The organism is Streptomyces sp. NPDC127092 (assembly GCF_042722475.1).
GTDB lineage: Bacteria > Actinomycetota > Actinomycetes > Streptomycetales > Streptomycetaceae > Streptomyces.
The window spans coordinates 84,603-111,089 of record NZ_JBHXFE010000011.1 but is presented as its reverse complement, the minus strand read 5'-3'; the positions used below and the strand labels follow the sequence as shown (position 1 = coordinate 111,089).

The 26,487-nt window shown below is 71.8% G+C and carries 22 protein-coding genes and 1 tRNA gene; 10 read left to right on the top strand and 13 right to left on the bottom strand.

The features are described from left to right. Positions 1-33 precede the first annotated feature (33 nt). From ACFWJO_RS12085 to ACFWJO_RS12075, 3 genes are read left to right on the top strand one after another with little or no spacing between them, the layout of a single operon-like run. Entirely contained in the window at positions 34-867 is an 834-nt protein-coding gene (locus ACFWJO_RS12085) for a trans-aconitate 2-methyltransferase (RefSeq protein ID WP_384423426.1), read from the top strand. Continuing rightward, a complete protein-coding gene (locus ACFWJO_RS12080) occupies positions 867-1,226 on the top strand; it encodes a VOC family protein (protein WP_386864603.1) in 360 nt (119 codons plus the stop codon). The genes ACFWJO_RS12085 and ACFWJO_RS12080 overlap by 1 nt, the downstream gene beginning before the upstream one ends. 56 nt (positions 1,227-1,282) lie before the next feature. Continuing rightward, positions 1,283-1,819 carry a hypothetical protein gene (locus ACFWJO_RS12075; RefSeq protein ID WP_386864602.1) on the top strand — a complete coding sequence of 179 codons (537 nt, stop codon included), beginning with the start codon at positions 1,283-1,285 and terminating at the stop codon, positions 1,817-1,819. Between the two features lie 35 nt (positions 1,820-1,854). On the opposite strand, the gene ACFWJO_RS12070 is transcribed toward ACFWJO_RS12075, so the two are convergent. Together ACFWJO_RS12070 and ACFWJO_RS12065 are read right to left on the bottom strand one after the other, a co-directional pair. Then, positions 1,855-2,535 carry a TetR/AcrR family transcriptional regulator gene (locus ACFWJO_RS12070; RefSeq protein WP_386864601.1) on the bottom strand — a complete coding sequence of 227 codons (681 nt, stop codon included), beginning with the start codon at positions 2,533-2,535 and terminating at the stop codon, positions 1,855-1,857. After that, complete coding sequence (locus ACFWJO_RS12065; RefSeq protein WP_386864600.1) at positions 2,532-3,524, bottom strand: acyl-CoA desaturase; 993 nt, start codon at positions 3,522-3,524, stop codon at positions 2,532-2,534. Before ACFWJO_RS12065 ends, ACFWJO_RS12070 begins: the two co-directional genes overlap by 4 nt. A gap of 227 nt (positions 3,525-3,751) precedes the next feature. On the opposite strand from ACFWJO_RS12065, the gene ppc reads away from it, so the two are divergent. Continuing rightward, the gene (gene ppc, locus ACFWJO_RS12060; RefSeq protein WP_386864599.1) at positions 3,752-6,481 is read left to right on the top strand and encodes a phosphoenolpyruvate carboxylase; all 2,730 of its coding nucleotides are present in this window, start codon (positions 3,752-3,754) and stop codon (positions 6,479-6,481) included. Between the two features lie 72 nt (positions 6,482-6,553). On the opposite strand, the gene ACFWJO_RS12055 is transcribed toward ppc, so the two are convergent. From ACFWJO_RS12055 to ACFWJO_RS12020, 8 genes are all read right to left on the bottom strand, one after another. Beyond that, positions 6,554-7,270 carry an LPXTG cell wall anchor domain-containing protein gene (locus tag ACFWJO_RS12055; RefSeq protein ID WP_386864598.1) on the bottom strand — a complete coding sequence of 239 codons (717 nt, stop codon included), beginning with the start codon at positions 7,268-7,270 and terminating at the stop codon, positions 6,554-6,556. 129 nt (positions 7,271-7,399) lie between these two features. Next, on the bottom strand, positions 7,400-7,843 hold the full coding sequence (locus ACFWJO_RS12050) for a hypothetical protein (RefSeq protein ID WP_386864597.1): 444 nt from the start codon (positions 7,841-7,843) through the stop codon (positions 7,400-7,402). Positions 7,844-7,885: 42 nt separating this feature from the next. Next, complete coding sequence (gene pth, locus ACFWJO_RS12045; protein ID WP_386864596.1) at positions 7,886-8,482, bottom strand: aminoacyl-tRNA hydrolase; 597 nt, start codon at positions 8,480-8,482, stop codon at positions 7,886-7,888. Positions 8,483-8,580: 98 nt separating this feature from the next. Then, the gene (locus ACFWJO_RS12040; RefSeq protein ID WP_386864595.1) at positions 8,581-9,177 is read right to left on the bottom strand and encodes a 50S ribosomal protein L25/general stress protein Ctc; all 597 of its coding nucleotides are present in this window, start codon (positions 9,175-9,177) and stop codon (positions 8,581-8,583) included. Between the two features lie 306 nt (positions 9,178-9,483). Then, the gene (locus ACFWJO_RS12035) at positions 9,484-10,458 is read right to left on the bottom strand and encodes a ribose-phosphate diphosphokinase (protein WP_386864594.1); all 975 of its coding nucleotides are present in this window, start codon (positions 10,456-10,458) and stop codon (positions 9,484-9,486) included. 120 nt (positions 10,459-10,578) lie between these two features. Continuing rightward, positions 10,579-12,027, bottom strand: coding sequence for a bifunctional UDP-N-acetylglucosamine diphosphorylase/glucosamine-1-phosphate N-acetyltransferase GlmU (gene glmU, locus ACFWJO_RS12030; protein WP_386864593.1), 1,449 nt, complete (start codon positions 12,025-12,027; stop codon positions 10,579-10,581). Positions 12,028-12,136: 109 nt separating this feature from the next. Next, positions 12,137-12,213, bottom strand: a tRNA-Gln gene (locus ACFWJO_RS12025). Between the two features lie 13 nt (positions 12,214-12,226). Continuing rightward, positions 12,227-13,087, bottom strand: coding sequence for a hypothetical protein (locus tag ACFWJO_RS12020; protein WP_386864592.1), 861 nt, complete (start codon positions 13,085-13,087; stop codon positions 12,227-12,229). Between the two features lie 153 nt (positions 13,088-13,240). Between ACFWJO_RS12020 and ACFWJO_RS12015 the strand changes: the two genes are divergently transcribed. Then, the gene (locus ACFWJO_RS12015) at positions 13,241-14,671 is read left to right on the top strand and encodes a sensor histidine kinase (RefSeq protein WP_386864591.1); all 1,431 of its coding nucleotides are present in this window, start codon (positions 13,241-13,243) and stop codon (positions 14,669-14,671) included. 177 nt (positions 14,672-14,848) lie between these two features. On the opposite strand, the gene ACFWJO_RS12010 is transcribed toward ACFWJO_RS12015, so the two are convergent. Both ACFWJO_RS12010 and ACFWJO_RS12005 read right to left on the bottom strand, forming a co-directional pair. Continuing rightward, the gene (locus tag ACFWJO_RS12010; protein WP_386864590.1) at positions 14,849-15,349 is read right to left on the bottom strand and encodes an SUKH-3 domain-containing protein; all 501 of its coding nucleotides are present in this window, start codon (positions 15,347-15,349) and stop codon (positions 14,849-14,851) included. A gap of 9 nt (positions 15,350-15,358) precedes the next feature. Next, positions 15,359-15,880 carry a YwqJ-related putative deaminase gene (locus ACFWJO_RS12005; protein ID WP_386864589.1) on the bottom strand — a complete coding sequence of 174 codons (522 nt, stop codon included), beginning with the start codon at positions 15,878-15,880 and terminating at the stop codon, positions 15,359-15,361. A 297-nt stretch (positions 15,881-16,177) separates the two neighbouring features. On the opposite strand from ACFWJO_RS12005, the gene ACFWJO_RS12000 reads away from it, so the two are divergent. The 3 genes from ACFWJO_RS12000 (at position 16,178) to ACFWJO_RS11990 (ending at position 21,067) form a co-directional block, all read left to right on the top strand. Next, on the top strand, positions 16,178-17,182 hold the full coding sequence (locus ACFWJO_RS12000; protein ID WP_386864588.1) for an SMI1/KNR4 family protein: 1,005 nt from the start codon (positions 16,178-16,180) through the stop codon (positions 17,180-17,182). Positions 17,183-17,189: 7 nt separating this feature from the next. After that, positions 17,190-20,006, top strand: coding sequence for an SUKH-4 family immunity protein (locus ACFWJO_RS11995; protein WP_386864587.1), 2,817 nt, complete (start codon positions 17,190-17,192; stop codon positions 20,004-20,006). 119 nt (positions 20,007-20,125) lie between these two features. Further along, the gene (locus tag ACFWJO_RS11990) at positions 20,126-21,067 is read left to right on the top strand and encodes a cellulose-binding protein (RefSeq protein ID WP_386864586.1); all 942 of its coding nucleotides are present in this window, start codon (positions 20,126-20,128) and stop codon (positions 21,065-21,067) included. Here ACFWJO_RS11990 and ACFWJO_RS11985 read toward each other — a convergent pair. After that, entirely contained in the window at positions 21,064-22,698 is a 1,635-nt protein-coding gene (locus ACFWJO_RS11985; RefSeq protein ID WP_386864663.1) for an MFS transporter, read from the bottom strand. The two genes, ACFWJO_RS11990 and ACFWJO_RS11985, sit on opposite strands and share 4 nt — an antisense overlap. Before the next feature lie 337 nt (positions 22,699-23,035). Here ACFWJO_RS11985 and ACFWJO_RS11980 point away from each other — a divergent pair, with 337 nt between their 5' ends. Together ACFWJO_RS11980 and ACFWJO_RS11975 are read left to right on the top strand one after the other, a co-directional pair. Continuing rightward, entirely contained in the window at positions 23,036-23,824 is a 789-nt protein-coding gene (locus tag ACFWJO_RS11980; RefSeq protein ID WP_386864585.1) for an ABC transporter ATP-binding protein, read from the top strand. Further along, the gene (locus ACFWJO_RS11975) at positions 23,821-26,394 is read left to right on the top strand and encodes an ABC transporter permease (RefSeq protein ID WP_386864584.1); all 2,574 of its coding nucleotides are present in this window, start codon (positions 23,821-23,823) and stop codon (positions 26,392-26,394) included. The genes ACFWJO_RS11980 and ACFWJO_RS11975 overlap by 4 nt, the downstream gene beginning before the upstream one ends. The last annotated feature ends 93 nt before the right edge of the window (positions 26,395-26,487 follow it).

Sequence of the window (26,487 nt, the reverse complement as noted above, 5' to 3'; positions counted from 1 at the left end):
TCGGCAACTCGTTCCAGCAAGGGGGCTTCGAACATGCATTCCGTGGACTCCGCCGCACCGACGTGGGACCCACAGCAGTACCTGCGCCACTCGGGTCACAGGACCCGACCGTTCCTCGATCTGCTCGCACGAATACCGCAGCTGCCGAACCACCTCCGTCCCGCCCGCATCGCCGACATCGGCTGCGGCCCGGGCAACGTCACGGCCCTGCTCGCCGACCGCTGGCCCGACGCCCACATCACCGGCTTCGACCTCTCCCCGGAGATGCTGGAGCGGGCCGACAAGGACTGGGCGGGCACCACGGCCGGAGGCGGCTGGCTCGACTTCCGGCCGGCCGACGCGGCCCACTGGACACCCGACGAGCCGTACGACCTGATCGTCTCCAACGCCGCCCTGCAGTGGGTGCCCAACCACCCCGAGTCCTTCGCCGTCTGGATCGACGGCCTGCGACCCGGCGGCACCCTCGCCTTCCAGGTCCCCGGCAACTTCACCTCGCCGAGCCACGCCCTGCTCGGCGAACTGTGCGAGACCCCGGAATGGCGCGACCGGGTGGGCGACCAGGGGCGGCGATACGTCCACATCCTGGAGCCGGTCGACTACCTGCAGCGGCTGACCGACCTCGGCTGCGAGACGGACGTCTGGGAGACCACGTACATCCAGATGCTCAAGGGCGAGGACCCCGTCCTCGACTGGGTGAAGGGCACCGCCCTGCGGCCCGTGCTGACCGCGCTCCGCGACGACCCCGCGGCCACCGAGGCCTTCCTCGCCCAGTACCGCGACCTCCTCCGCGCCGCCTACCCCCCGGGCCCCCACGGCACCGCCTTCCCGTTCCGCCGCATCTTCGCCGTCGCGAGGAAGGGAGCCTGATGTTAGTCGCCGTCGATCACGTGCAGCTTGCCGCGCCGGCCGGGAGCGAACCGCGGCTTCGGGCGTTCCATGAGGGCGTGCTCGGAATGACCGAGATCCCGAAGCCGCGGGTTTCGGCCGCGCGCGGCGGCTGCCGGTTCGCGGCGGGCGGCGTGCCGCTCCACCTGGGCGTGGAGGCCGACGGGCCTGCGCGGAAAGCGCATCCAGGCCTCAGAGCGAGCGGTATCCACGACTACGCGGCCCGCCTGGAGAAACGCGGGGCGCCGGTCGTACGGGACGGCCACCTCCCAGGCCACCGCCGCTTCGCCACCCAGGACCCGGTCGGCAACCGACCGGAGTTCCCGGAGCCCTTGGAGTGAAGCGGCGCGCCCGCGCTCGGCGTGCGGCCGGCCCACCCCGGCCGCACGCTTGCTCCATGACCGACCGCAAGAGGCCGACGGGCCCGCCGCCAGGACCGCAGTCCGGCCCGGCCGACCGGAAACCGGCCGGAGGCCGCCGGCCGCTGGCGACCCACGCGCTCGCCGCCGTCGCCGGCGCCGGCGTCGGGGTCCTGCTCGGGATGGTCCTCGCCGACGACGACGGCTCGGGCGGCATCGCGGGCCCCACGGTCACCGTGACCGCACCTGTGCCGACCGAAGCGGGCGGCACCGCCGAGGCACGGGACACCGGCACGGCGTCACCCGCCACCGGTACGGCCCCGCCCAAAGGCGGGATCCCGGGCGACGGCACCTTTTTCGTCGGCTCGGAGGTGAAACCGGGGACGTACCGCAGCGAAGGGCCTGCGGATCCCGACTCGCCGTACTGCTCCTGGGCACGGCTCAAGGGCACCACAGGCAATGCCGACGACCTGCTCGCCGCCGACAGCTCGAAGGGCCCCGTCACCGTGACCGTCCTCGCCTCGGACAAGGCGTTCAAGACCACCGGCTGCAAGCCCTGGCACAAAGCGGACTGAGGCCCCGGTCGGCAAGCCGGCCCGGGGCCTCGACATCAGCTCTTGCGGTGGCCTATCAGGCGGGGCTTCTGTTCCAGGCCGTCGAGGCCGTGCCAGGCCAGGTTCACCAGGTGGGCGGCCACCTCCGCCTTCTTCGGCTTGCGGACGTCCAGCCACCACTGGCCCGTCAGGGCGACGCTGCCCACCAGGGCCTGGGCGTACAGGGGCGCCAGCTTCGGGTCGAAGCCGCGGGCCTTGAACTCCAGGCCCAGGATGTCCTCCACCTGCGTGGCGATGTCGCTGATGAGGGAGGCGAAGGTGCCCGTCGACTGGGCCACCGGGGAATCGCGCACCAGGATGCGGAAGCCGTCCGTGTAGCGCTCGATGTAGTCGAGCAGCGCGAACGCGGCCTGCTCCAGGAGCTCCCGCGGATGGCCCGCGGTCAGGGCGCCCGTCACCATGTCCAGGAGCTGGCGCATCTCCCGGTCCACCACGACCGCGTACAGGCCCTCCTTGCCGCCGAAGTGCTCGTACACCACCGGCTTGGAGACCCCGGCCTTCGCCGCGATCTCCTCCACGGACGTGCCCTCGAAGCCCTTCTCCGCGAACAGCGTGCGACCGATGTCGAGGAGCTGCTCACGGCGCTCCGCGCCCGTCATCCTCACCCGGCGCCCGCGCCGGGGCTTCTGCTCGCTCGTGCTGCTGGTACTGCCGTCGATCGCCACGTCTTCCATCATGCCGCGTCGGCGCCGGCAGCCTGGCGCCGGGCGTCGATCCGCGACTTGGCCGGCCAGCGCACGTCGTACGCCCAGCCCAGCTGCTCGAACCAGCGGATCAGACGCGCGCTGGAGTCCACCTGGCCCCTGAGCACGCCGTGCCGGGCCGAGGTCGGGTCCGCGTGGTGCAGGTTGTGCCAGGACTCGCCGCACGACAGCACCGCCAGCCACCACACGTTGCCGGAACGGTCACGCGACTTGAACGGACGCTTGCCCACCGCGTGGCAGATCGAGTTGATCGACCAGGTCACGTGGTGCAGGAGCGCGACACGGACCAGCGAACCCCAGAAGAACGCCGTGAACGCGCCCCACCAGGACATCGTCACCAGGCCCCCGACCAGCGGCGGAATCGCGAGCGAGACGACCGTCCACAGGACGAACTGGCGGGAGATCGCACGGATCGCCGGATCCTTGATCAGATCGGGCGCGTACTTGTGCTGCGGCGTCTGCTCCTCGTCGAACATCCAGCCGATGTGCGCCCACCACAGCCCCTTCATCAGCGCCGGGACCGTCTCGCCGAACCGCCACGGCGAGTGCGGGTCGCCGTCGGCGTCCGAGTACTTGTGGTGCTTGCGGTGGTCCGCCACCCACCGCACCAGCGGCCCCTCGACCGCCAGCGAGCCCATGATCGCGAGCGCGATCCGCAGCGGCCGCTTCGCCTTGAACGAACCGTGCGTGAAATAGCGGTGGAAGCCGATCGTGATGCCGTGACAGCCGATGAAGTACATCGCCGTCATGAGGCCCAGGTCGAGCCAGCTCACTCCCCACCCCCAGGCCAGCGGCACCGCCGCGACCAGGGCCAGGAAGGGCACCGTGATGAACAGCAGCAGCGTGATCTGCTCGATCGAACGCTTGTTGTCCCCGCCGAGGGTGGCGGAGGGCAGGGCCTGAGCGGTGTCGACCGCCTCGGACGCCGAGGACTCCGAGGTCAGCTCGGGGCTTGTGGTCATGGGTGTCCCCTGGGGGGTGAGGGTAGGGAAAGGACGCCCTTGGCTACGGTTCCGTAACCTACGGCGACGTAAGTATGGCAGCGCCGCGGCGCGCGGCAAGAGCGTCAAAGCCGGGGCATGCTCCGTGCCGCGTACGCGGACACCTATCCTGTGTGCGTCGGACAGCGCGGTCCGCAAGCCTCCAGTACCCCTCCAGACGTGCTCAAACACTGCAAGGAGCCGCACCTGTGAGCAGTGCCGACCAGACTCCCACCGCCAGCGCCGAGCTGCGCTCCGACATCCGCCGACTGGGCGATCTCCTCGGTGAGACGCTCGTCCGCCAGGAAGGCCCGGAGCTCCTGGAGCTCGTCGAGAAGGTCCGCCGCCTCACCCGCGAGGACGGCGAGGCCGCCGCAGAGCTGCTGCGCGGCGTCGAACTCGAGACCGCCGGCCGGCTGGTCCGCGCGTTCTCGACGTACTTCCACCTCGCCAACGTCACCGAGCAGGTCCACCGCGGCCGCGAGATGCGCGAGCGCCGCGCCGCCGAAGGCGGCCTCCTCGCCCGCACCGCCGACATGCTCAAGGACGGCGACCCCGCGCACGTACGCGAGACGATCAAGAACCTCAACGTACGGCCCGTCTTCACCGCCCACCCCACCGAGGCGGCCCGGCGCTCCGTCCTGAACAAGCTGCGCCGCATCGGCGCCCTCCTCGAGACCCCGGTCATCGAGGCCGACCGGCGCCGCCACGACCTGCGGCTCGCCGAGAACATCGACCTCATCTGGCAGACCGACGAGCTCCGCGTCGTCCGGCCCGAGCCCGCCGACGAGGCCCGCAACGCCATCTACTACCTCGACGAGCTGCACGCGGGCGCCGTCGGCGACGTCCTGGAAGACCTCGCCGCCGAGCTCGAGCGGGTCGGCTTCGACCTGCCCGCCGGCACCCGCCCCCTCACCTTCGGCACCTGGATCGGCGGCGACCGCGACGGCAACCCCAACGTCACGCCCCAGGTCACCTGGGACGTGCTGATCCTCCAGCACGAGCACGGCATCACCGACGCCCTCGAACTCGTCGACTACCTCCGCGGACTGCTCTCCAACTCGATCCGCTACGCCGGCGCCACCGAGGAGCTCCTGGAATCCCTCCAGGCCGACCTCGAGCGCCTGCCCGAGATCAGCCCCCGCTACAAGCGGCTCAACGCCGAGGAGCCCTACCGGCTCAAGGTCACCTGCGTCCGCCAGAAGCTCCTCAACACCCGCGAACGCCTCGCCAAGGGCACCCCCCACCAGGACGGCCGCGACTACCTCGGCACCGCCGAACTCCTCCGCGACCTCACCCTCATCCAGACCTCCCTGCGCGAGCACCGCGGCGGCCTCTTCGCCGACGGCCGCATGGACCGCACCATCCGCACCCTCGCCGCCTTCGGCCTCCAGCTCGCCACCATGGACGTCCGCGAGCACGCCGACGCCCACCACCACGCCCTCGGCCAGCTCTTCGACCGGCTCGGCGAGGAATCCTGGCGCTACGCCGACATGCCGCGCGACTACCGGCAGAAGCTGCTCGCCAAGGAGCTCCGCTCCCGCCGCCCGCTCGCCCCCACCCCCGCGCCGCTGGACGCCGCCGGCGAGAAGACCCTCGGCGTCTTCCAGACCGTCAAGCGGGCCCTGGAGGTCTTCGGCCCCGAGGTCATCGAGTCGTACATCATCTCGATGTGCCAGGGCGCCGACGACGTCTTCGCCGCCACCGTCCTCGCCCGCGAGGCCGGCCTCCTCGACCTCCACGCCGGCTGGGCCAAGATCGGCATCGTGCCGCTCCTGGAGACCACCGACGAGCTGCGCGCCGCCGACGTCATCCTCAACGACATGCTCGCCGACCCCTCCTACCGGCGCCTCGTCTCCCTGCGCGGCGACGTCCAGGAGGTCATGCTCGGCTACTCCGACTCCTCGAAGTTCGGCGGCATCACCACCTCCCAGTGGGAGATCCACCGCGCCCAGCGCCGGCTCCGCGACGTCGCCCACCGCTACGGCGTCCGCCTGCGCCTCTTCCACGGCCGCGGCGGCACCGTCGGCCGCGGCGGCGGCCCCTCCCACGACGCGATCCTCGCCCAGCCCTGGGGCACCCTGGAGGGCGAGATCAAGGTCACCGAGCAGGGCGAGGTCATCTCCGACAAGTACCTCATCCCGTCCCTCGCCCGGGAGAACCTCGAACTGACCGTCGCGGCCACCCTGCAGGCCTCCGCCCTGCACACCGCGCCCCGCCAGTCCGACGACGCCCTGGCCCGCTGGGACGCCGCCATGGACACCGTCTCCGAGGCCGCCCACTCCGCGTACCGGCGGCTCGTCGAGGACCCCGACCTGCCCGCGTACTTCTTCGCCTCGACCCCCGTCGACCAGCTCGCCGACCTCCACCTCGGCTCGCGGCCCTCCCGCCGCCCCGACTCGGGCGCCGGCCTCGACGGACTCCGGGCCATCCCGTGGGTCTTCGGCTGGACCCAGTCCCGGCAGATCGTCCCCGGCTGGTTCGGCGTCGGCTCCGGCCTCAAGGCCCTGCGCGAGGCCGGCCTCGACGCGGTGCTCGGCGAGATGTACGAGCGCTGGCACTTCTTCCGCAACTTCCTCTCCAACGTCGAGATGACGCTGGCCAAGACGGACCTGCGGATCGCCCGCCACTACGTCGACACCCTGGTCCCGGACGAGCTCAAGCACGTCTTCGAGACCATCGAGGCCGAACACGCCCTCACCGTCGCCGAGGTCCTGAAGGTCACCGGCGGCGAGCGGCTCCTCGACTCCAACCCGGTGCTCCAGCAGACCTTCGCCATCCGCGACGCCTACCTGGACCCGATCTCCTACCTCCAGGTCGCCCTGCTCGCCCGCCAGCGCTCCGCCGCCGAGCGCGGCGAGGAACCCGACCCGCTGCTCTCCCGCGCGCTCCTGCTCACGGTGAACGGCGTGGCGGCGGGCCTGCGCAACACCGGCTGACGGCCCCGTACGAACGAGAGTGCCCCCGCGGGAGTTCTTCCCGCGGGGGCACTCTCATGACGGCGTGTTACGTCAGTGCTGCTGTGCCTTCTTGCGGCGCGTCACCAGGAACGCACCGGCACCCGCGAGGGCGACGGCGACGGCGGCGAGGATGCCGACGGGGGCGCTGGAACCGGTCTCGGCGAGGTCACCCTCGGAGCCGGCGGAGGAGGAGGAGCTCGGCGTGGGCTGGCCCGCGGCGGAGCTCTCCGAGGAGGACGCGGTCGGGGAGACCGACGAGCTCGGGGAGGTGGAGCTGCTCGGAGAGGTGGAGCTGCTCGGGGACGCCGAGGTGCTCGGGGTGCCCGTCGGGGTGCCGGACGGGGTGCCCGTGGGGGTGGGGGCGGTGCCCGGGCAGGTGTGCGAGAGGTTGAAGAACTTCGCCTCGCCGTCGATCTCGGCGGTGGCCGAGGTCAGCTTCGCACCCACGGGCGAACCCACGTACGCGTGCTTGCCCTCCGGGTTGCCGAAGGCGCTGAAGTCCGTGATGACGATCGGGGTGCCGTTGTCGAACGTGACCGTCAGCTTGGTGAACTCGGCCTTGTTGCCGGTGAGCACGAAGTGCCAGCCGTCCTGCGTGGACGGGATGCCCTTGCACTCCGCCTCGGTGGTCTCGAAGGAGGAGGCGGTGATGGGCAGGTCCTTCTCGTGGTGGAAGGGAACCTCGGCGGCGGACGCCGCCGGCGCCAGAACGAGCGAGCCCGCGACGGCCGCGACGAGCGCGCCGGCGGAGATAAGAGAACGTCGCATTGTCGTCCAACTGTGGGATGAGGGATGCCGTGGGAGGTGGCGGGGGCAGCCTATCCGTTGCTTTAAGTCACCCTTAAGCCAACGGACATAACGATTCTGGCGGGAACGCGCCAACGTGTCCGAAAACCATCAGAGTGCGAAGAACGCCCCCAGCAACAGCGCCGCACCCGCACCCGCCACCGACCACCCCGTACGCGTCATCCGCAGCCCGCCACCGATCAGCGGCGCCGCCAACAGCAGCGCACCGCCCAGCGGAAGCCACGCGTGCAGACCCCCGCCCCAACCCGTACGGACCGCCTCCGCCGTACCCGGCTTCACCACCACCGGCAGCGTCTGCCCCTTCTCCGCCGCCACCGAATGCTCGATCGTCAGCGTGTGATGCGGGGAACCGGGAACATCCGACGCGTAACGCCCGCTGCACGTCTCCTCGTTGCAGCCCGTCACCGTCAGCGTGCCGTGCTCACGCCCCTTCGACAACAGCACGTGCTGAGCCGTGTCCCAGGAGGACCAGGCGCCCGCGACGAGCAGGAGCAGGACGACGAGGGCCATGGCGGCGTTACGGACGTGCGTCATGACCCGCGATCGTACAGTCGTACCCGTGGTCGCCCGCAGGCCCTACGCGTTGTACGCCGACTGCGCCCGCTCCAGACCCTCCGCCACCAGGCACTCCACCGCGTCCGCCGCCCGGTCCACGAACCAGTCCAGCTCCTTGCGCTCCGTGGAGGAGAAGTCCTTCAGCACGAAGTCGGCGACCTGCATCCGGCCCGGCGGACGCCCGATCCCGCACCGCACCCGGTGGTAGTCCGGGCCCATCGACTTCGTCATCGACTTCAGCCCGTTGTGCCCGTTGTCGCCACCGCCCAGCTTCAGACGCAGCGTGGCGTAGTCGATGTCCAACTCGTCATGGACCGCCACGACGTGCGCCGTCGGCACCTTGTAGAAGTCGCGCAGCGCCGTCACCGGCCCGCCCGACAGGTTCATGTACGACATCGGCTTCGCGAGCACCACCCGCCGGTTCGCGGGACCGGGCGGGCCCATACGACCCTCCACCACCTGCGCCTGCGCCTTCTGCGCGCGCTTGAACTTGCCGCCGATCCGCTCGGCCAGCAGGTCCACCACCATGAAACCCACGTTGTGCCGGTTGCCCGCGTACTCGGGGCCCGGATTGCCGAGGCCGACGATCAGCCAGGGCGCGTTCGCGTCATCCGTCATCTGCGTCTCGTCTCCTCGTACCCGTATGGAGGACAGAAAGAAACGGGGTGACGGGCCCGTGGGCCCGTCACCCCGTCACGTCAGGCAGAGCCTACGGCTCAGGCCTCGGCGCCCTCGGCGGCCTCGGTCTCGCCCTCGGCGGCCGGCTCCTCGGCCTGCGCGGCCAGGACCTGCAGGACGACGGCGTCGGCCTCGGTCACCAGGGTGACGCCCTTCGGCAGGGTGATGTCCTGCGCCAGGACGGAGGCACCGGCCTCCAGGCCCTCGACGGAGACCGTCACGGACTCGGGCAGGTGGGTGGCCTCGGCCTCGACCGAAAGGGTGTTCAGGACGTGCTCGAGCAGGTTGCCGCCGGCGGCCAGCTCGCCCTCGGCGACGACCGGAACCTCGACGGTGACCTTCTCGCCGCGCTTCACGAGCAGCAGGTCGACGTGCTCCAGGAAGCCCTTCAGCGGGTCACGCTGGGCGGCCTTCGGGATCGCGAGCTCGGTGCCCTTGCCCTCGATGTCCAGGGACAGCAGGACGTTCGGCGTACGCAGCGCCATGACGGTGTCGTGGCCCGGGAGGGTCAGGTGGATCGGGTCCGAGCCGTGGCCGTACAGCACGGCGGGAACCTGGGCGTTGCGGCGGATCTTGCGGGCGGCGCCCTTGCCGAACTCGGTGCGGACGGACGCGGCGAGCTTCACCTCGGACATGTGCACTCCTCGTAGATGTGGTGACTGATACGACTGTCACCCGGCCACGACTGGCGTGGGCCTGCTACGAAGAGCGCGTCGATAACGGACCGCCGGCACCACGCGCGACACACGCACGGGCACGGCCTCCCTCGCCGAGCAACCACGACAGTCTAGCCGCAGGCCACCGGGGCACCCAAATGGATCACGAGCCGGAGCACGAGCGGCAGCGCGAGCCGGGCGCGCGCGCACGAGTAAGGGCCGCCCCCCAAGGGAAGCGGCCCTTACTCGTAAGGCGTCGTACGCGTCGTACGGCTAAGAGGATGCTCAGTGCTCCTCGAACAGGCTCGTCACCGAACCGTCCTCGAACACCTCACGCACCGCACGCGCGATCGTCGGCGCGATCGACAGCACCGTGATCTTGTCCAGCTCCAGCGCGCTCGGGTCCGGCAGCGTGTCCGTGAACACGAACTCGCTCACCTTCGAGTTCTTCAGCCGGTCCGCGGCCGGACCGGACAGGATGCCGTGCGTCGCCGTCACGATGACGTCCTCCGCACCGTGCGCGAACAGCGCCTCCGCCGCGGCACAGATCGTGCCCGCCGTGTCGACCATGTCGTCCACCAGGACACACACACGGCCCTTCACGTCACCGACGACCTCGTGCACCGTCACCTGGTTGGCGACGTCCTTGTCACGACGCTTGTGCACGATCGCCAGCGGCGCGTCCAGACGGTCACACCAGCGGTCCGCCACCCGCACACGACCCGCGTCCGGCGACACGATCGTCAGCTTCGTACGGTCGACCTTCGCACCCACGTAGTCCGCCAGCACCGGCAGCGCCGACAGGTGGTCCACCGGGCCGTCGAAGAAGCCCTGGATCTGGTCCGTGTGCAGGTCCACGGTCAGGATCCGGTCCGCACCCGCCGTCTTCAGCAGATCCGCGACCAGACGGGCCGAGATCGGCTCACGACCACGGTGCTTCTTGTCCTGACGGGCATAGCCGTACGACGGGATGATCACGGTGATGCTCCGGGCCGAAGCCCGCTTCAGAGCATCGATCATGATCAGCTGCTCCATGATCCACTTGTTGATCGGAGCCGTGTGGCTCTGGATCAGGAAGCAGTCCGCGCCCCGCGCGGACTCCTGGAAACGGACGTAGATCTCGCCATTCGCGAAGTCGAACGCCTTGGTCGGCACGATGCCGACACCCAGCTGGTGTGCGACCTCCTCGGCCAGCTCGGGGTGGGCGCGGCCGGAGAAGAGCATCAGCTTCTTCTCGCCGGTCGTCTTGATCCCGGTCACAGCACTGTCTCCTCGACGGGTCTCTGGCCGCGATTCCCCGCGCTCCCGTGCGCGTGTGCGAGCCAGCCGAATTTGTGTGCACGTATCACGGTACGCCGAGTTCGGCGTACTCGTTTCCGGTCAGCTTTCGCCTGCGGACTTCTCAGTGGCGGCAGAGGCAGCCTGCGCGGCCGCACTCCCCGGACGCTTACGGGCCACCCAACCCTCGATATTCCGCTGCTGGCCACGGGCGACGGCCAGCGCACCGGCCGGCACATCCTTGGTGATGACGGACCCGGCAGCGGTGTAAGCGCCGTCCCCGACCGTGACAGGAGCCACAAACATGTTGTCCGAGCCCGTCTTGCAGTGGGAGCCGATCGTCGTGTGGTGCTTCGCCTCGCCGTCGTAGTTCACGAAGACACTCGCCGCACCGATGTTGGTGTACTCGCCGATCGTCGCGTCACCGACATACGACAGATGGGGGACCTTCGTCCCCTCACCGATGACGGCGGCCTTCATCTCGACGTACGTACCCGCCTTGGCCTTCGCACCCAGAACCGTCCCCGGACGCAGATACGCGTACGGGCCCACGGAAGCGCCCTCGCCCACCGACGCGGAGTCCGCCACCGTGTTGTCCACCCGCGCCCCGCGACCGACCGTGGTGTCCTTCAGCCGCGTGTTCGGCCCCACGACGGCGTCCTCCGCGACGTGCGTCGCACCCAGCAACAGCGTGTTCGGCAGCACCGTCGCGTCCGCCTCGAACGTCACCGTCACATCCACGAACGTCGACGCCGGATCCACCACGGTCACGCCGGCCAGCATCGCCCGCTCCAGCAGCCGCCGGTTGAGCAGCGCACGGGCCTCGGCGAGCTGCACCCGGTTGTTGATCCCCAGGATCTCCCGGTGATCCACCGCGACCGACGCGCCCACCCGGTGCCCGGCCTCACGCAGGATCGACAGCACGTCCGTGAGGTACTCCTCACCCTGGCTGTTGTCCGTCCGCACCTTGCCCAGCGCGTCCGCGAGCAGCGCACCGTCGAACGCGAAGACGCCGGAGTTGATCTCCCTGATCGCCCGCTGCTCGTCCGACGCGTCCTTGTGCTCCACGATCTCGGTCACCGCACCCGTCGCCGGGTCACGCACGATCCGCCCGTAACCCGTGGCGTCCGGCACCTCGGCGGTCAGCACGGTCACGGCGTTCCCGTCGGCCGCGTGCGTCGCCGCCAGGGCGCGCAGCGTCTCCCCGGACAGCAGCGGCGTGTCACCGCACACCACGACCACGGTCCCCTCGGGCGCCCGCCCGAGCTCACCGAGCGCCATCCGCACCGCGTGGCCGGTCCCGTTCTGCTCCTCCTGCACGGCCGTCCGCGTCCCCGCGTAGTGCTCGTCCAGATGCCCCTTCACCAGCTCCCGGGCGTGCCCCACGACCACGACCAGGTCCTCGGGCTCCAGCTCACGGGCGGCGGCCACGACATGCCCGACGAGCGAGCGCCCGGCGATCTCGTGGAGGACCTTGGGGGTCTTCGACTTCATGCGGGTGCCCTCACCCGCTGCGAGGACGACGACGGCTGCCGGGCGGTTGGCGCTCACGGGAATGCCCTTCGGCTTTCGGGTGGTGGACTTCCGAAGGATACCGGGGGGTACCGGGGCGGTAACGAGTAAGGGTCCCGACCGGGGAGGTCGGGACCCGAACATGGGGCTCCCGGGGCAGGAGTCGAACCTGCGTCTTACCTGGATTCAAAGTCCAGTTGCCCCTGCCGACAGAGCAACCCGGGATGGCGGGGTCAGCCTACGCGGTCAGCCGCTGGGCCTCCACCACCATGCCAGACCACCACCCCTCGATGCGGCGGTATAGCTCGGCGCCTCGTGAGACGCGGATAACAAGACACCCTCGGTAATCGGCCCCGACGTTCTTGCGGACGGTTTTCGGGTTGTGCCTCTTGATCGTCGTCTTCTGGAAGGTGGTCGGGTCGACACCGACGAGATCGGCCCAGTAGCGCTTGGCGCCCTCCACGTCCGCCGTCATATGGATCATGACCCGGAAGGCCAGCCGCTCCGGGGCGATCTCCAGCAGGCTCAGCCAGGCCAGATAAAGCCGAATGACGCCCGGGTCGCTGTTCACGAACAGGACGTTCTCCCGGCGCGAGTACGACTTGTCCTTCGCGCCCTCTGCCCAGTAGAGGGCAGTCCCGGCGACCAAGAGTTCGCGCTCGGTCATCGAGCCGATCTCGAGGGCCGCCGATTGCTTGGTCTCCTGACGTACCGCGTCGCGTACCGCCAACTCGTGCTCCCAGCGCTTCCGGGCGGCGATTTTGGCCTGTTCGGACGGGTCGCGCCGCTCCGGCTTCGGGAGGTCACGTACCCACAACGAGATCGAGCTCTTCGAGCAGCCCAGCTCCACCTGGATCTGGTCGTACGTCTTGCCCTCCAGGCGCAGCTCGCGGGCTCGGGCGCGGAGGTCGTCCTTGGCGTTGGGGCGGCGGGTCCAGTCCGGGGGTGGTTCTCCCTCCAGGAGGCGGTTGAGGAGGTCGTTGTTGTCGATGTGGATGTGGTCGCGGATCTGCCGGCGGCTGAGGCCCTTTCGTCGTAATGCGATGGCCTGCTCGCGCAGGGTCTCGAAGTCCGCGTACTTGTCCGAGCTGGATGTCATGTGACGAGCGTCGTCCGGAATGCGGACGTCCGGGTCGAAAACGCTGTCGATTCAGCTGTTCGAGGGGCTGGTGTGCGTGCGTGTTGACGGGCGGCGCTCCGGTGCCGGCGGGAGTCGGGAAAATCGGTGGCCCTCGCCCGTAGGGTGGAAGGCATGACCACAACGGGGGCAGACCGGGACGCGGCGGGCACGGAGCGTGTCGCGCGGAGCTGGTGGTGGTGGGGGAGACGGCGCAGCGTCGTGCTGGACGTCTCGCTGGCCGTGGTGTCGGCGCTGGAGTGCGGGCTCGAGGGGATCGGGTTCGCGCAGCAGACGTCGTTGCCGGTGCCGGTGGGGGTGCTGTTCGGGCTCGTCGTGGGGTCCGTGCTGCTGGTGCGGCGGAAGTGGCCGATCACCGTGGTGCTCGTCTCGATCGCGGTGACGCCGGCCGAGATGGGCTATCTGATGGGGATCGTCGGTCTCTATTCGCTGGCCGCGTCGGAGGTGCCCCGGCGGTTCACCGCCGCGCTGGCCGGTATGTCGACGGTGGCGGTGTACATCGTGACGATGGTCCGGTTGCGCCAGGACGTCGCGCAGGCCGATGTCGACCAGCAGGACTTCGATCCGAGTGGCTGGTACGTGCCGGTCGTGTCGTTGTTCATGACGCTCGGGCTCAACGCGCCGCCGGTGCTGTTCGGCCTCTACATAGGTGCCCGGCGCCGGCTGATGGAGTCGCTGAGGGAGCGTGCCGACAGTCTGGAGCAGGAGCTCTCGCTCCTCGCGGACCGGGCGGAGCAGCGTGCGCAGTGGGCGCGGCAGGAGGAGCGGACGCGGATCGCGCGGGAGATGCACGACGTGGTGGCGCACCGGGTGTCGTTGATGGTGGTGCACGCGGCGGCGTTGCAGGCGGTGGCGTTGAAGGATCCGCAGAAGGCGGTGAAGAACGCGGCGCTGGTGGGTGACATGGGGCGGCAGGCCCTGACGGAGCTGCGGGAGATGCTGGGTGTGCTCCGGGAGGAGGCGCCGGCGGCGGCTTCGGCGGCCTCGGAGGGGCCTGCGGCGCTGCCGTTGGCTGCGGTGGGGCGGGCCGCCGCCGCGGCTGCCGAGGCGGCGGCGGAGGACGGGGGTGCCGGTGGTGACGGGCCCTGTCTGGATTCCCTTGAGGCGCTGGTGGAGCAGTCGCGTCAGGCGGGCGTGGTCGTGGAGCTGCTGGTGATGGGGGAGGCCCGGCCGTACGGGGCCGAGGTGGAGCAGACGGCGTACCGGGTGGTGCAGGAGGCGTTGACGAACGTCCACAAGCATGCGGCGGGGGCCAAGGTGGTCGTGCGGCTCGCGCATCGCGAGGCGGAGGTCGCGATGCAGGTGGAGAACGGTCCGTCGGACGCGACGGCGGCCGACGCGCATCTGCCGAGCGGTGGCAACGGTCTGGTGGGTATGCGGGAGCGGGTGACCCGGCTGGGCGGTGTGTTCGTGTCGGGTCCGACGGACGCGGGCGGTTTCCGGGTGAGCGCGGTGCTGCCGGTGGCGGTGGCGGGAGCTGGGGCGGGGGCCGCGCCGGGGGCCGCGCCGGCGCCGGACGCGGCGGCCGAGGCCGAGGTTTCCTGAGCCACGGCGCCGGCCCTCGGAGCCTGGGCGCTAGCCCCCTGAGCCACGGCGCCGGCTCCCTGAGCCGCGGCGCGGCTTCCCGGGCAATGACGCCCGTCCCCCGTCCTTCGTCCCCTGTCCTTCGTCCCCTGTCCTTCGTCCTCTGTCCCCCGGCGCCCCGTCCCCGGTCCTCCGGATCTACGGTCCCGCCACCAGGCGGGTCGGCTGGGTGCCCGTGATCAGGGTGGCGAGGGCCGTGTCGAGGTCGCGGCCCAGGTACCAGTCGCCGGTGTGGTCGATGCTGTACACCCGCCCCTCGACGTCCATCGCGAGGACCGCCCGCTGGCCGCCGTCCTCGCCCTCCTCGCCGAGTGGTGCGAGTTCCGTGTCGAGGGCGCGGCCGAGGTCGCCGAGGGTGCGGGCCAGGTGGAGGCCGGCGAGCGGGTCGAAGCGGACGGTCGCGGGGGCTATCTGCCGGCCGTGGCCGGGTGCGCTGACGCGGAGGCCGCCGAATTCGGCCCAGGCCTCGACGACGGCGGGGAAGACGCTGTGCCGGTGTCCGCCGGCGGAGACGTGGCCGCGGAGGGTGTCGGCCCACTGTTCGGCGAGCTTGATGTCCCAGCGGCCGGGCTGCCAGCCGGCCTCGCGCAGTGCGGCGTCGACGTTGACCGGGAAGCGGGTGCTGTTGAGATCGGGCATGGGTGGCGGTCAGCTGTTCTGGGCGGTGGTCGGGTCGACCGTACGGACTCCGAAGTGCGCCAGCATGGCCGTACAGGAGCGGCAGGGTGCGGCGTAGCTGCCGTGCAGCGGGTCGCCGTCCTCGCGGATGCGGCGTGCCGTGAGCTTGGCGTGCTTGAGGGAGCGGCGGGCTTCGCTGTGGGTGAGCGGCTTGCGCTGGGCGCGCTTGGAGCGGGTGCTCTCGGTGGCGTTGAGGTGCCGGGACAGCAGGATGGCCTCGGGGCAGCGTCCGGTGAACCGTTCGCGCTGTCCGCTGGTGAGGGTGTCGAGGAAGTCCTGGACGAGCGGGTGGAGGGTGGGCGGCAGGTCGCCGCGGGCCGCGGTGCAGGTGAGGGTTTCGCCGCGGACGGAGAGGGCCGCGCCGACGGTGGGCAGGATGCCGTCGCGGCGGTGACGCAGTAAGGGGGCCCGGTGGGTGTCGGCCTCGTTGCCCCAGCTGAGGCGTGGGTCACCCTGCGTGGGCGTCGGTGCTGGTGTGGCGCTTGCGTGCATGGTGCTGTTCTTCCCCTCCTGCAATCCCCCGAGTTGCGGGAACAGCCTGCCAAACGCGCTGCCCGATGGGGAAGCTGGGGCGCGGAAACGTGCTTTCGGTGTGTCGGAACCATGGCGGTGCTGTCATGCCGTCGTGACAGTTGGTCACGATGGAGGGGGTGTGGGTGGCGGGCGCGGGGCGGGTCGGGTCGGGAGTTCGGGGCAGCGCTTAGGCTGTGCGGACCAGTCGGTAGAACGATCGGTAGAAGTAGAAGCAGCCACGCACTAGCAGGCACAGCCACTCAGGGGGCAACCGCCATGACGACAGGTCGGCTCGGTCAGGACACCGCGCCGCCGCCGAACGCGGCGTACGCCGGGCAGGTCGTGCACTTCCCGGACCCGGTCCGGGCCTCCCGTCATCCGCGAGGGGTGCGGGTGGACGAGCGCGGCTATCCGGACTTCTCTCCGTACGCGCGGGCGGCGGCGGAGATCGCCGATCCGCCGGAGGGTTTCGGCGTCGACGAACTGCGCCTGACGGACTACGTGTCGGCGAACGCGGCGCTCGCCGCGACGGGGCACGAGTTGTGGGACACGATTCCGGCGGTGGCGACGCCGCACGGGTGGACGTGGCACCACGTGGCGCATTCGCGCCGTCTGGAGCTGGTGCCGGTCGAGGTGAAGGCGCTGCTGCGGCATCACGGTGGTGTGGCGACGGCGTCGGGCGTGGACCAGTTGAAGCGCGGTACGCGGCCGCTGCAGGAGACCCGGCCGGTGCACTTCGGGCTGCCGAAGCGTGTGGTGTCGGTGTCGGAGCAGCAGGTGCAGGGCGTGGAGGAGGACCTGGGCTACCGGCTGCCGGGGGCGTACCGCTCGTTCCTGAAGGCGGCGGGCGGTGCCGCTCCGGTGGGTACGGCGCTCGACGCGGAGCTGGGGCTGCTGGTGGACCAGCCGTTCTTCACGCTGCGCGAGGAGGCGGGTGTCAACGACCTCGTCTACGTCAACAAGTGTCTGCGTGACCATCTGACGAAGGACTACCTGGGTGTCGCGTTCGTGCAGGGCGGTCTGCTCGCGTTGAAGGTGCGGGGCGAGGCGGCCGGGTCGGTGTGGTTCTGCCCGTACGACGACGCGCGGGACGCGGGAGAGGCCGCGGCCGGCTGGACGGTGAACGAGCGGGTGGAGCGGCTGCTGCTGCCCTGCGGCGCGGACTTCGACGAGTTCCTGCAGCGTCTCGCGGGCAGTCCGCCGGAGCTGGAGACGGTGGCGAACCTGATGGTGGACGGCGGCTTCGCGCGTGCCGTGCCCGTGGTCCCGGTGGGGGAGTGAGCTGGCTGTGGTGACGTTCGCGCAGGCGCAGGAGCGCGCCGAGGAGTGGATCAACGGTGACGTGCCCGCGTATCTGCACCGTGAGGTGCGGGTGCGGGAGTTCGCGCTGGGTTTCGTGGTGTGGGCGGAGGACCGTGAGGAGGCGCCGACCCCGGACGGGGGCCGGCAGCGTCTGGTCATCGCGCGGGACAGCGGTGAGGCCACGTTGTGGCCGGGGCTGCCCGTGGGTGAGGTGATCCGCCGGTACGAGGAGGAGTACGGCGCGGCGGCCGAGGCGGCGGCTCCGGTTCCGGCGCAGCCGGCCCGGGTCGACCTGAACCAGACGTCGTTCCTGCTGAGCCCGCCGGAGTGGCTGCAGGAGGCGGCGGACAAGATCGGGCTGCCGCCGGTGGAGTCGAACGCGTCGCAGGCGAGCGCGGACGCGTCGCCGGAGGGCGCGTCGTCGACGCCGGTGGGCGGGATTCCCACGGCTTCGGCCGCGTCGGCGGCGCCGGCCGGTGTGGCTTCGGCCGCGTCGGCGGTGTCTGGTGCGGCTTCGGTGTCCGGTGGGGATTCGGCTTCGGATTCGGCTTCCGCTTCGGTGCCGGTGTCCGGTGCGGCTGGGGCTTCCGTGTCGGGTGCGGATGACGCTCCGGCGTCGGCGTCGGCGTCGGTGTCGTCGTCGGTGTCGGTGGCGGGTCCTGAGCCGGTTCCGGCCGGGGCGCCGTCGGCGGACGCGTCCGCCGCGCCGTGGTCGGCTCCGTCCGCTGCCGAGCCCGAGGCGGCCGAGGTGTCGGAGGTGTCCGAGGTGTCCGAGGCGGCGCCGGCTGCCGCGGTCTCGGGTGCGGCCGGCGGCCAGGAGCCGACCGCGAACGACGGCGTGCCCTCGTCCGTCCCGTCGAGTCCGTGGGCGGACGCCAACGCGAGTTCGGGCGGCGCCGACGGTGCCGTACCGCTGCCGGCGACGGTGTTCGCGCCGCCGCTCTCGGGTGCGGACGACGAGGACGCGCCGCCGCCGGTGGTGGGTGCGGACGCGCCCACGGCGCTGATGAAGGGCGGCAGCGCGCTGCCGGCGACCGCCATCGCCCCGCGGCTGAACACGGACGGCACGTTCGGCCAGGGCGGCGGCCCCGCGCTTCCGCCCCAGCCGCCGAACGCCCCGGCCGCCCCCGCCGTCCCGCCGGCGGCGCCCGCCCCGGCGAGCCCGGCCCCGGCTCCGACTGCGCCTCCCGCTGCGGCTCCTGCTCCCGGCGCGGCCGACATCGCCGACGCCGCGACGAGCAAGGCGCCGACGCCGCCGCCCGGCGGTTACGTGCGCACCCAGCTGGTGTCGCAGCTGCCCGACGGTTTCCCGGCCCCGCCGCCGGCCCCGGCCGCGCCCGGTCCGCAGACGCCGCCCGGCCCGCCCGGTCCGCCCGGGACTCCGCCGCCGCCGGGGGCGACGCCTCCGCCGGCCGTGCACCAGGCGGCGACGATGCTCGCCCGACCGGAGCAGATGGGGCCGGCCGGTCCGGGGGCTCCGGGTGCCACCGGTGGTCCCGGTGTGCCGCCTCCGCCTCCGCCGCCGGGTGTGCCCGGTGGCGGTACGCCCGCGGGCGGTGTCGCGTACGCGGCGACGATGCTGGCGCGCCCGGACCAGATGGGTCCGGGTGGTCCCGGTACTCCGCCGCCTCCGCCTCCGCCGCCGGGTGTGCCCGGTGGTGGCACGCCCGCGGGCGGCATCGAGCACGCCGCGACGATGCTGGCCCAGCCGAGCCAGATGGGTGGTCCCGCCGGGCCGCCTCCGCCGCCGGGACCGGTGCCGGCGCCCGCGCGGGCGCCGGGCGCGCCGCAGCCCCCCGCGTACGGCTACCCGCAGCCGCAGCCGTCGGGGCTGCCGACGGTGGGTCCGGGCTACCAGGCGGTGCTGCGCTACCGCGCGCCCGACGGTTCGGAGCAGCAGATCATCCGCCGCTCCGCGCCGGGCACCCCGCACCCCGAGTGGCAGATCCTGCACGAGCTGCGCGCCATGAACGTGCCGCCGCAGCAAGTGCTGGAGCTGCACACGGAGTTGGAGTCGTGCGAGCTGCCGGGCGGTTACTGCGCGCGGATGATCCGTGAGACCTGGCCGCAGGCGCGGATCACCAACATCGCGCCGTACGGCCGTGATCACGCGGGCCGGCAGCAGGGCATGCGGCAACTCCTCACCCATCAGGGCGAGTTGCATCAGGTCGCGGACGGTCCGGCGCGGCCGGCGCCGGTGCGGGCGCCGCTGCCGCAGGTGCAGCCGGCGCCGCCGCTGCCGCCGGACGGGGTGGCGCAGGAGCTGGCCGGCGCGTTCGGTCCGGGCATCCTGCGCTTCGACCAGCGCGCGGTGTCGCGGCAGGGCGTGCCGGAGCTGGTGGCGGTGACGCTCGTGTGGGCGGGTCTGCCCGCCGACTTCGGGCCGTTCTTCTGGGCGCAGCCGGCGATGCCGGTGGTGCCGACCCTGGCGGAGCTGGCGGCGCAGCGGCAGGTGCAGCCGGCGGCGGACGCGGGTTCGTACCTGGTGCTCGGTTCGGACTTCGGCCGGGCGATCTGTGTCCAGTACGGGACGGCGAACATCGTGGCCGTGCCGGTGGAGGCCGGTCCGGGCGGGCAGTCGGTGCCGCCGCAGTTCGTGAACACCGGGCTGCCGGAGTTCGTGCGCTGCCTCGCGCTGCTCGGCCGGATGTGGCGGCTGCGGTTCGGGCTGAACCCGGAGCAGGCGGGCCGCTGGACGGTCGATTTCCAGACGCAGTTGGCGATGCTGGACCCGGCGGCGCTGGCGTCGCCGGAGAACTGGTGGTCGGTGCTGCTGGAGCAGATGTGGGACGGTCTGCTGTAACGGCCGGAGACGCGATGTGACGAAAGGCGCGCGACGTGTGTTCACGTCGGGCGCCTTTTGTCCGTTCTGATGCCGCATCCTTGATGTTTGAGGACATAAGGAGTCGAAGGGGCGTCAGGATGAGTTTCTCCGTCGGATTCTCCGGAGGACGCGGGCGCGGCTACCGCCCCGAGCAGGTCGACCGCTACCTGGCCGCGCTCTCGGCCGAGCGGGACGGCGCGTGGGAGCGGGCGGCCCGACTGACCGTCCTGGCGAAGGAGATGGAGGCGGAGGCCGCCCGGCTGCGCGAGGTCGTCGCCTCGCTCGCCCCGCAGCGCTACGAGTCCCTGGGCGAGCGGGCCCGCCGGATCCTGGAGCTGGCGGAGGCGGAGGACGAGGCGCTGGTACGGGCCGCCGAGGCCGACGCGCAGTCCCTCGCCGAGGCGGCGGAAGCGGCCGGCAAGGAGGCGTCCGAGGCGGCGGAGGCGTACGCGCAGGGCGTGACCGCGGCGGCCGAGGCGGCGGCGAAGGCGACCCTGAAGGAGGCCGCCGAGCGGGCCGAAGCGATCCTCACCGCGGCCCGCCGCGACGCCGAGGAGCAGCGCGCCGATGCCCGTAGCTCCTTCGAATCCACCGAACGCGAGGCCGCGGCGATGCTCGCGCGGCAGCACGAGGAGCAGTCGGCGGTACGGGACGAGGCCGAGCGCGCGGCGGCGGCGCTGCTCGCCGAGCAGCGGGCCCGGCACGACGAGCTTGTCGAACGGGCGGAGGCGGCGCTCGCCGAGGCCGAGCGGGAGCTCGCCGCGACGGCGGAGACCGCCCGGCACCGCCAGGAGGACGCCGAGGCGGAGGCCGCCGAACTGCTCGCCGCGGCGCGGCTGCGCCAGGAGCGGATCGAGCGCGAGACGGAGCGGGTGCTGCGCGAGCACGAAGAGGCCCGCGACGAGATCCACTCCCACATGGAGCACATCCGCTCCTCCCTGGCCGCCCTGACGGGCCGCGTCACCGGCCCGGCCCCGAAGGACCGCAAGGACGCGGAGGACGCTGAGGATGCGGAGTCCCCGGCGGAGGGCGGCGACTAAGCCGACGACGCTCCCGGTTCGTGCTCCTTGGGCTCGTGTTCCCTGGGCTCGTGTTCCTTGGGCTCGTGTTCCTTCAGGACCGGGAAGCGGCGCGGGGCGATCGTGAGCAGGACGAGCAGGGCGAGGGCGGCGGCGCCGGCCGCGCCCAGGTAGACGTAGTCGACGGCCGCGTCGACCGCGCGCCGCAGGTGGTCGGCGGCCGGTCCGGTGAGCGCGCCGGGCGTCTCCAGGGCGCGGACCAGGCCGTCCAGGTCGGCCGTGCCCTCGCCGGCGCCGGCACCCGCGCCCCCGCTGATCCTCGCGGCGAGGACGCCGTTGGCGACGGCGCCGAACAGGGCGGCGCCGACGCTCTGGCCGACCTGGCGGACGAAGAGCACCGAGGCGGTGGTCGTGCCCCGCTCCTCGTACGGGACGGTCGACTGGACGCCGACGATCAGCGGCAGCTGGAAGAAGCCCAGCGCCCCGCCGAGCAGCAGCATCAGCAGCGCGGGCTGCCAGGGCTCGCCGGGGAACGGCAGCAGCGGGAAGGCCAGCAGGACCAGGAAGGCGAGGCCCATGCCGATCAGGGCGGTCTGCCGGAAGCCGATGCGGTTGTAGACCCGGTTGGAGAGCGCGGCCGTGACCGGCCAGCTCAGGGTCATCGCGGAGAGCACGAAGCCGGCCGCGATCGGGCCGAGGCCGAGGACGGCCTGGGCGTACGTCGGCAGGAAGACGGTCGGCGCGACCATGAGCAGGCCGAGCGCGCCGAGCGCCAGGTTGACGGCGGCGATGGTGCGGCGGCGCCAGACCCAGCCCGGGATGATCGGTTCGGCGGCCCGCCGTTCGACGACGACCGTGACGGCGGCGAGCAGCGCCGCCCCGCCGAACAGGCCGAGGGACGGCGCCGAGAGCCAGGGCCAGGCGACGCCGCCCTGGACCAGCGCGGTGAGGAGGAGCGTCCCGGAGGCGAAGACGCCCAGGGCCCCGGCCCAGTCGACGGAGACCCGAGGCCGCTTGTCCCGTACGCCTTCCTCGCCGCGTACGCGGCGATCCGTCCCCTCGCCCGCCGCCCCCGGTTCCACCAGGTAGCGGGCTATCAGCCACAGTGCCGCCGCGCCGACCGGCAGGTTGACCAGGAAGATCCAGCGCCAGTCCGCGTAGCCGGCGAGCAGGCCGCCGGCCGTCGGGCCGGCCACGGCCGAGGTGGCCCAGACCGAGGAGAGCCTGGCCTGGATGCGGGGACGTTCCTTCAGGGGGTAGAGGTCGGCGGCGATCGTCTGGACGGTGCCCTGGAGCGCGCCGCCGCCGAGGCCCTGGACCACGCGGAAGGCGATGAGCGAGCCCATGTTCCACGCGGACGCGCACAGCACCGAGCCGACGAGGAAGAGCACGATGCCCGCGATCAGGACGGGCTTGCGGCCGAAGGTGTCGCTGAGCTTGCCGTACACCGGCAGGGTCACGGTCACGGCGAGGAGGTAGCCGGAGAACAGCCAGGAGAAGACGGACAGGCCGCCGAGGTCGCCGACGATCTGCGGGACGGCCGTGGACACGATCGTGCCGTCGAGCGCGGCGAGCGCCATGCCCAGCATCAGCGCGGCGACGACGGGTCCGCGCCGTGTGGTGTCCGTCTTCGGCGGTGCCGTCGCTCTCATGGTCGCCTCGGACACGCCTGACCCCTCTCCCCACCCTGACGGATGCTTCGTACATCTAAGTGCGCCCGGGTCAGCCTCTCACCCGTACCGGGGTCGGAGGAACCCCTAGGGGCTTCTCCCCCATTCAGCCCAGGGGTGCTTCGTCCCGGCGGAGGACGAGACGAGGCCCCTCGCGTCCTTAGCTTGTTCTTACGGGCTCGGCCCTGAGGGCGACCCTGGGCGACCCTGCGGATAACCCCAGGGCGAAGAGTGCGCCTGGCACCAGTGCCACGGCCCCGCCCTCCCAGCAGACTCGAACGCGGACCAGCACCGCGTACGAACACATAGGAGACATACCGTGACTTCGGCTGTGACCATCCCCAGGCACGGGGGTACTGGAGAGCGTACGGCCGTCGCCGCGCGGGCACGGCAGGTCGTCAAGGCCTACGGATCCGGCGAGACGCGGGTGGTCGCGCTCGACCACGTCGACGTGGACATCGCACGCGGGCGGTTCACCGCCATCATGGGGCCGTCCGGCTCCGGGAAGTCCACGCTGATGCACTGCCTCGCCGGGCTCGACACCGTGACCGCCGGTCAGATCTACCTCGACGAGACCGAGATCACCGCGCTGAAGGACAAGAAGCTCACCCAGCTCCGGCGCGACCGGATCGGCTTCGTCTTCCAGGCCTTCAACCTGCTGCCCACGCTCAACGCGCTCGAGAACATCACGCTTCCCATGGACATAGCGGGCCGCAAGCCCGACCAGGAGTGGCTGCGGCGGGTCGTCGAGACCGTCGGTCTCGGCGGGCGCCTCGGGCACCGGCCGAACCAGCTCTCCGGCGGTCAGCAGCAGCGCGTCGCCGTGGCCCGCGCGCTCGCCGCCCGGCCCGAGATCATCTTCGGCGACGAGCCGACCGGAAACCTCGACTCGCGGGCCGGGGCCGAAGTCCTCGGATTCCTGCGGCAGTCGGTCGACGAGCTGGGCCAGACCATCGTCATGGTCACCCACGACCCCGTCGCCGCCTCCTACGCCGACCGCGTGCTCTATCTCGCCGACGGCCGGATCGTCGACGAGATGCACCGGCCGACGGCCGACGCCGTCCTCGACCGCATGAAGGACTTCGACGCGCGGGGGCGGACCTCGTGACCGTGCTCAAGACCTCCCTGCGCAACTTCCTCGCCCACAAGGGCCGCATGGCGCTCTCCGCGGTCGCTGTGCTGCTGTCGGTCGCGTTCGTGTCCGGCACCCTGGTGTTCAGCGACACCATGAACACCACATTCGACAAGCTCTTCGCCACCACCGCGTCCGACGTCACCGTCAGCCCGAAGGACGCCGCCGAGAACGACGAGGTGCCGCAGACCGGCCGCCCCGCGACCCTGCCCGCCGCCCTCGTCGAGCGGGTGCGGGCGGTCGAGGGCGCCCGCAACGTCCAGGGCGGCGTCGTCTCGATGTCCGTCACCGTCGTCGACTCCCGCGACGAGAACGTCGGCCCCACCTCCGGCGCCCCGACCATCGCGGGCAACTGGACGAAGAACGAGCTGCGTTCGGTCGAGATCGTCTCCGGTCACGAGCCCCGCGGCCCCACCGAGGTCCTCCTCGACGCCGGCACCGCCGAGAAGCACCACCTGAAGATCGGCGACGAGCTGCGCACCATCGCCGTCACCGGCGACTTCACCGCCAGGATCTCCGGCATCGCCGAGTTCAAGGTCACCAACCCCGGCGCCACCGTCGTCTGGTTCGACACCGCCACCGCCCAGCGTGAACTCCTCGGCAGCGAAGGCCTGTTCACCCAGGTCACGGCCGATGCCGCGCCCGGCGTCAGCGACGAGGGGCTGAAGGCGGCCGTCGCGGCCGGGATCGGCTCCGGCTACAAGCTGCAGACCGCCGCCGAGGCCACCGACGCCGGCCGCGAGGACATCGCGGGCTTCCTCGACGTCATGAAGTACGCGATGCTCGGCTTCGCCGGGATCGCCTTCCTCGTCGGCATCTTCCTCATCGTCAACACCTTCTCCATGCTGGTCGCGCAGCGCACCCGCGAGATCGGCCTCATGCGGGCCATCGGGTCGAGCCGCCGCCAGATCAACCGCTCCGTCCTCGTCGAGGCCCTGCTGCTCGGCGTCGTCGGCTCGGCCGCCGGTGTCGCGAGCGGCGTCGGCCTCGCCGTGGGACTGATGAAGCTCATGTCGTCGATGGGCATGGAGCTGTCCACGCAGGACCTCACCGTCCGCTGGACGACCCCGGTCGTCGGCATCGTCCTCGGCGTCGTCGTCACCGTCCTCGCCGCGTTCGTCCCGGCCCGCCGGGCCTCCAAGGTCTCCCCGATGGCCGCACTGCGCGACGCGGGCACGCCCGCCGACGGCAGGGCCGGCGTGGTGCGCGGCGTCCTCGGCGTCGTCCTGACCGGCGCGGGCGCCGCCGCGCTGTGGGCCGCGACGCAGGCCGAGAAGGCCGGCGCGGGCTCCCTGTGGCTGGGCCTCGGCGTGGTCCTGTCCCTGCTCGGCTTCGTGGTCGTCGGCCCGCTGCTGTCCGGCGCGGTCGTCCGCGTCCTCGGACTGTTCGTGCTCCGGGTCTTCGGGCCGGTCGGCCGCATGGCCGAACGCAACGCGCTGCGCAACCCGCGCCGTACCGGAGCCACCGGCGCCGCGCTGATGATCGGGCTCGCGCTGGTCGCCGCCCTGTCGGTGGTGGGGTCCTCGATGGTCGCCTCGGCGACCGAGGAGCTCGACCGGTCCGTCGGCGCCGACTTCATCGTGCAGTCCGCCAACGGCCAGCCGGTCGTGCCGCAGGCGCAGGCCGCGGTCGAGAAGGCGTCCGGCCTCGACCACGTCACCGAGTACCGGTGGGTCGAGGCGACCGTCACCGATCCGCGCGGCAAGGCCGAGAAGACCGGTCTGGTCGCCGCCGACCCGACGTACGCGCAGGACGTCCGCCGCGACACCACGGGCGGCACGCTCTCCGAGGCGTACGGGCCGGACGCCATGTCCGTCGGCAGCGACTACGCGGCCGAGCACGGCGTGAAGGTCGGCGACCGGCTCACCGTGGCCTTCGCGGGCGGCGGGCGGGCGGTGCTGCGGGTCGCGGCGATCACGTCCGACGCGAACAACATCGACAAGGGCGTGAAGTACACGGGCCTCGCGACGGCCGAGCGGTACGTGCCGGCGGAGAAGATGCCCAAGAGCATGATCGTCTTCGCCACGGCGAAGGACGGGCAGGAGGCGGCCGCGTACCAGTCCCTCAAGGACGCCCTGAAGCCGTACCCGCAGTACAAGGTCGCCGACCAGGCCGACTACAAGAAGGACCTCCAGGACCAGGTCGGCCAGCTCCTGAACATGGTCTACGGCCTGCTGGCCCTCGCGATCGTCGTCGCGGTCCTGGGCGTCGTGAACACCCTGGCCCTGTCGGTCGTCGAGCGGACCAGGGAGATCGGCCTGATGCGCGCCATTGGCCTCTCCCGGCGCCAGCTGCGCCGCATGATCCGCCTGGAGTCGGTCGTCATCGCCCTCTTCGGCGCGCTCCTCGGCCTCGGCCTGGGCCTGGGCTGGGGCACGGCCGCCCAGAAGCTCCTGGCCCTGGAGGGCCTGGGTGTCCTGGAGATCCCGTGGCCGACGATCACGGCGGTCTTCGTCGGCTCGGCCTTCGTGGGCCTCTTCGCGGCCCTGGTCCCGGCCTTCAGGGCGGGCCGGATGAACGTCTTGAACGCGATCGCGAGCGAGTAGGACCGCGGGCGCCGGAACGGGGCGGGCGCCCGCCATCAGGACGGGCCGGGATCAGCGTGGGTTCCCTCCGGCCCGTACCCCGTTCCCGGAGTG

Coding starts and splice junctions, on each gene's coding strand:
- ACFWJO_RS12040 (WP_386864595.1), bottom strand. CDS start 9,177: ATGTCCGAGGTGAAGCTCGCCGCGTCCGTCCGCACCGAGTTCGGCAAG.
- pth (WP_386864596.1), bottom strand. CDS start 8,482: ATGACGGATGACGCGAACGCGCCCTGGCTGATCGTCGGCCTCGGCAAT.
- ACFWJO_RS12050 (WP_386864597.1), bottom strand. CDS start 7,843: ATGACGCACGTCCGTAACGCCGCCATGGCCCTCGTCGTCCTGCTCCTG.
- ACFWJO_RS12000 (WP_386864588.1), top strand. CDS start 16,178: ATGACGACAGGTCGGCTCGGTCAGGACACCGCGCCGCCGCCGAACGCG.
- ACFWJO_RS12020 (WP_386864592.1), bottom strand. CDS start 13,087: ATGACATCCAGCTCGGACAAGTACGCGGACTTCGAGACCCTGCGCGAG.
- ACFWJO_RS12085 (WP_384423426.1), top strand. CDS start 34: ATGCATTCCGTGGACTCCGCCGCACCGACGTGGGACCCACAGCAGTAC.
- ACFWJO_RS12005 (WP_386864589.1), bottom strand. CDS start 15,880: ATGCACGCAAGCGCCACACCAGCACCGACGCCCACGCAGGGTGACCCA.
- ACFWJO_RS11990 (WP_386864586.1), top strand. CDS start 20,126: ATGAGTTTCTCCGTCGGATTCTCCGGAGGACGCGGGCGCGGCTACCGC.
- ACFWJO_RS12075 (WP_386864602.1), top strand. CDS start 1,283: ATGACCGACCGCAAGAGGCCGACGGGCCCGCCGCCAGGACCGCAGTCC.
- ACFWJO_RS12015 (WP_386864591.1), top strand. CDS start 13,241: ATGACCACAACGGGGGCAGACCGGGACGCGGCGGGCACGGAGCGTGTC.
- ACFWJO_RS12055 (WP_386864598.1), bottom strand. CDS start 7,270: ATGCGACGTTCTCTTATCTCCGCCGGCGCGCTCGTCGCGGCCGTCGCG.
- ACFWJO_RS12080 (WP_386864603.1), top strand. CDS start 867: ATGTTAGTCGCCGTCGATCACGTGCAGCTTGCCGCGCCGGCCGGGAGC.
- ACFWJO_RS12070 (WP_386864601.1), bottom strand. CDS start 2,535: ATGATGGAAGACGTGGCGATCGACGGCAGTACCAGCAGCACGAGCGAG.
- ACFWJO_RS12010 (WP_386864590.1), bottom strand. CDS start 15,349: ATGCCCGATCTCAACAGCACCCGCTTCCCGGTCAACGTCGACGCCGCA.
- ACFWJO_RS12065 (WP_386864600.1), bottom strand. CDS start 3,524: ATGACCACAAGCCCCGAGCTGACCTCGGAGTCCTCGGCGTCCGAGGCG.
- ACFWJO_RS11985 (WP_386864663.1), bottom strand. CDS start 22,698: ATGAGAGCGACGGCACCGCCGAAGACGGACACCACACGGCGCGGACCC.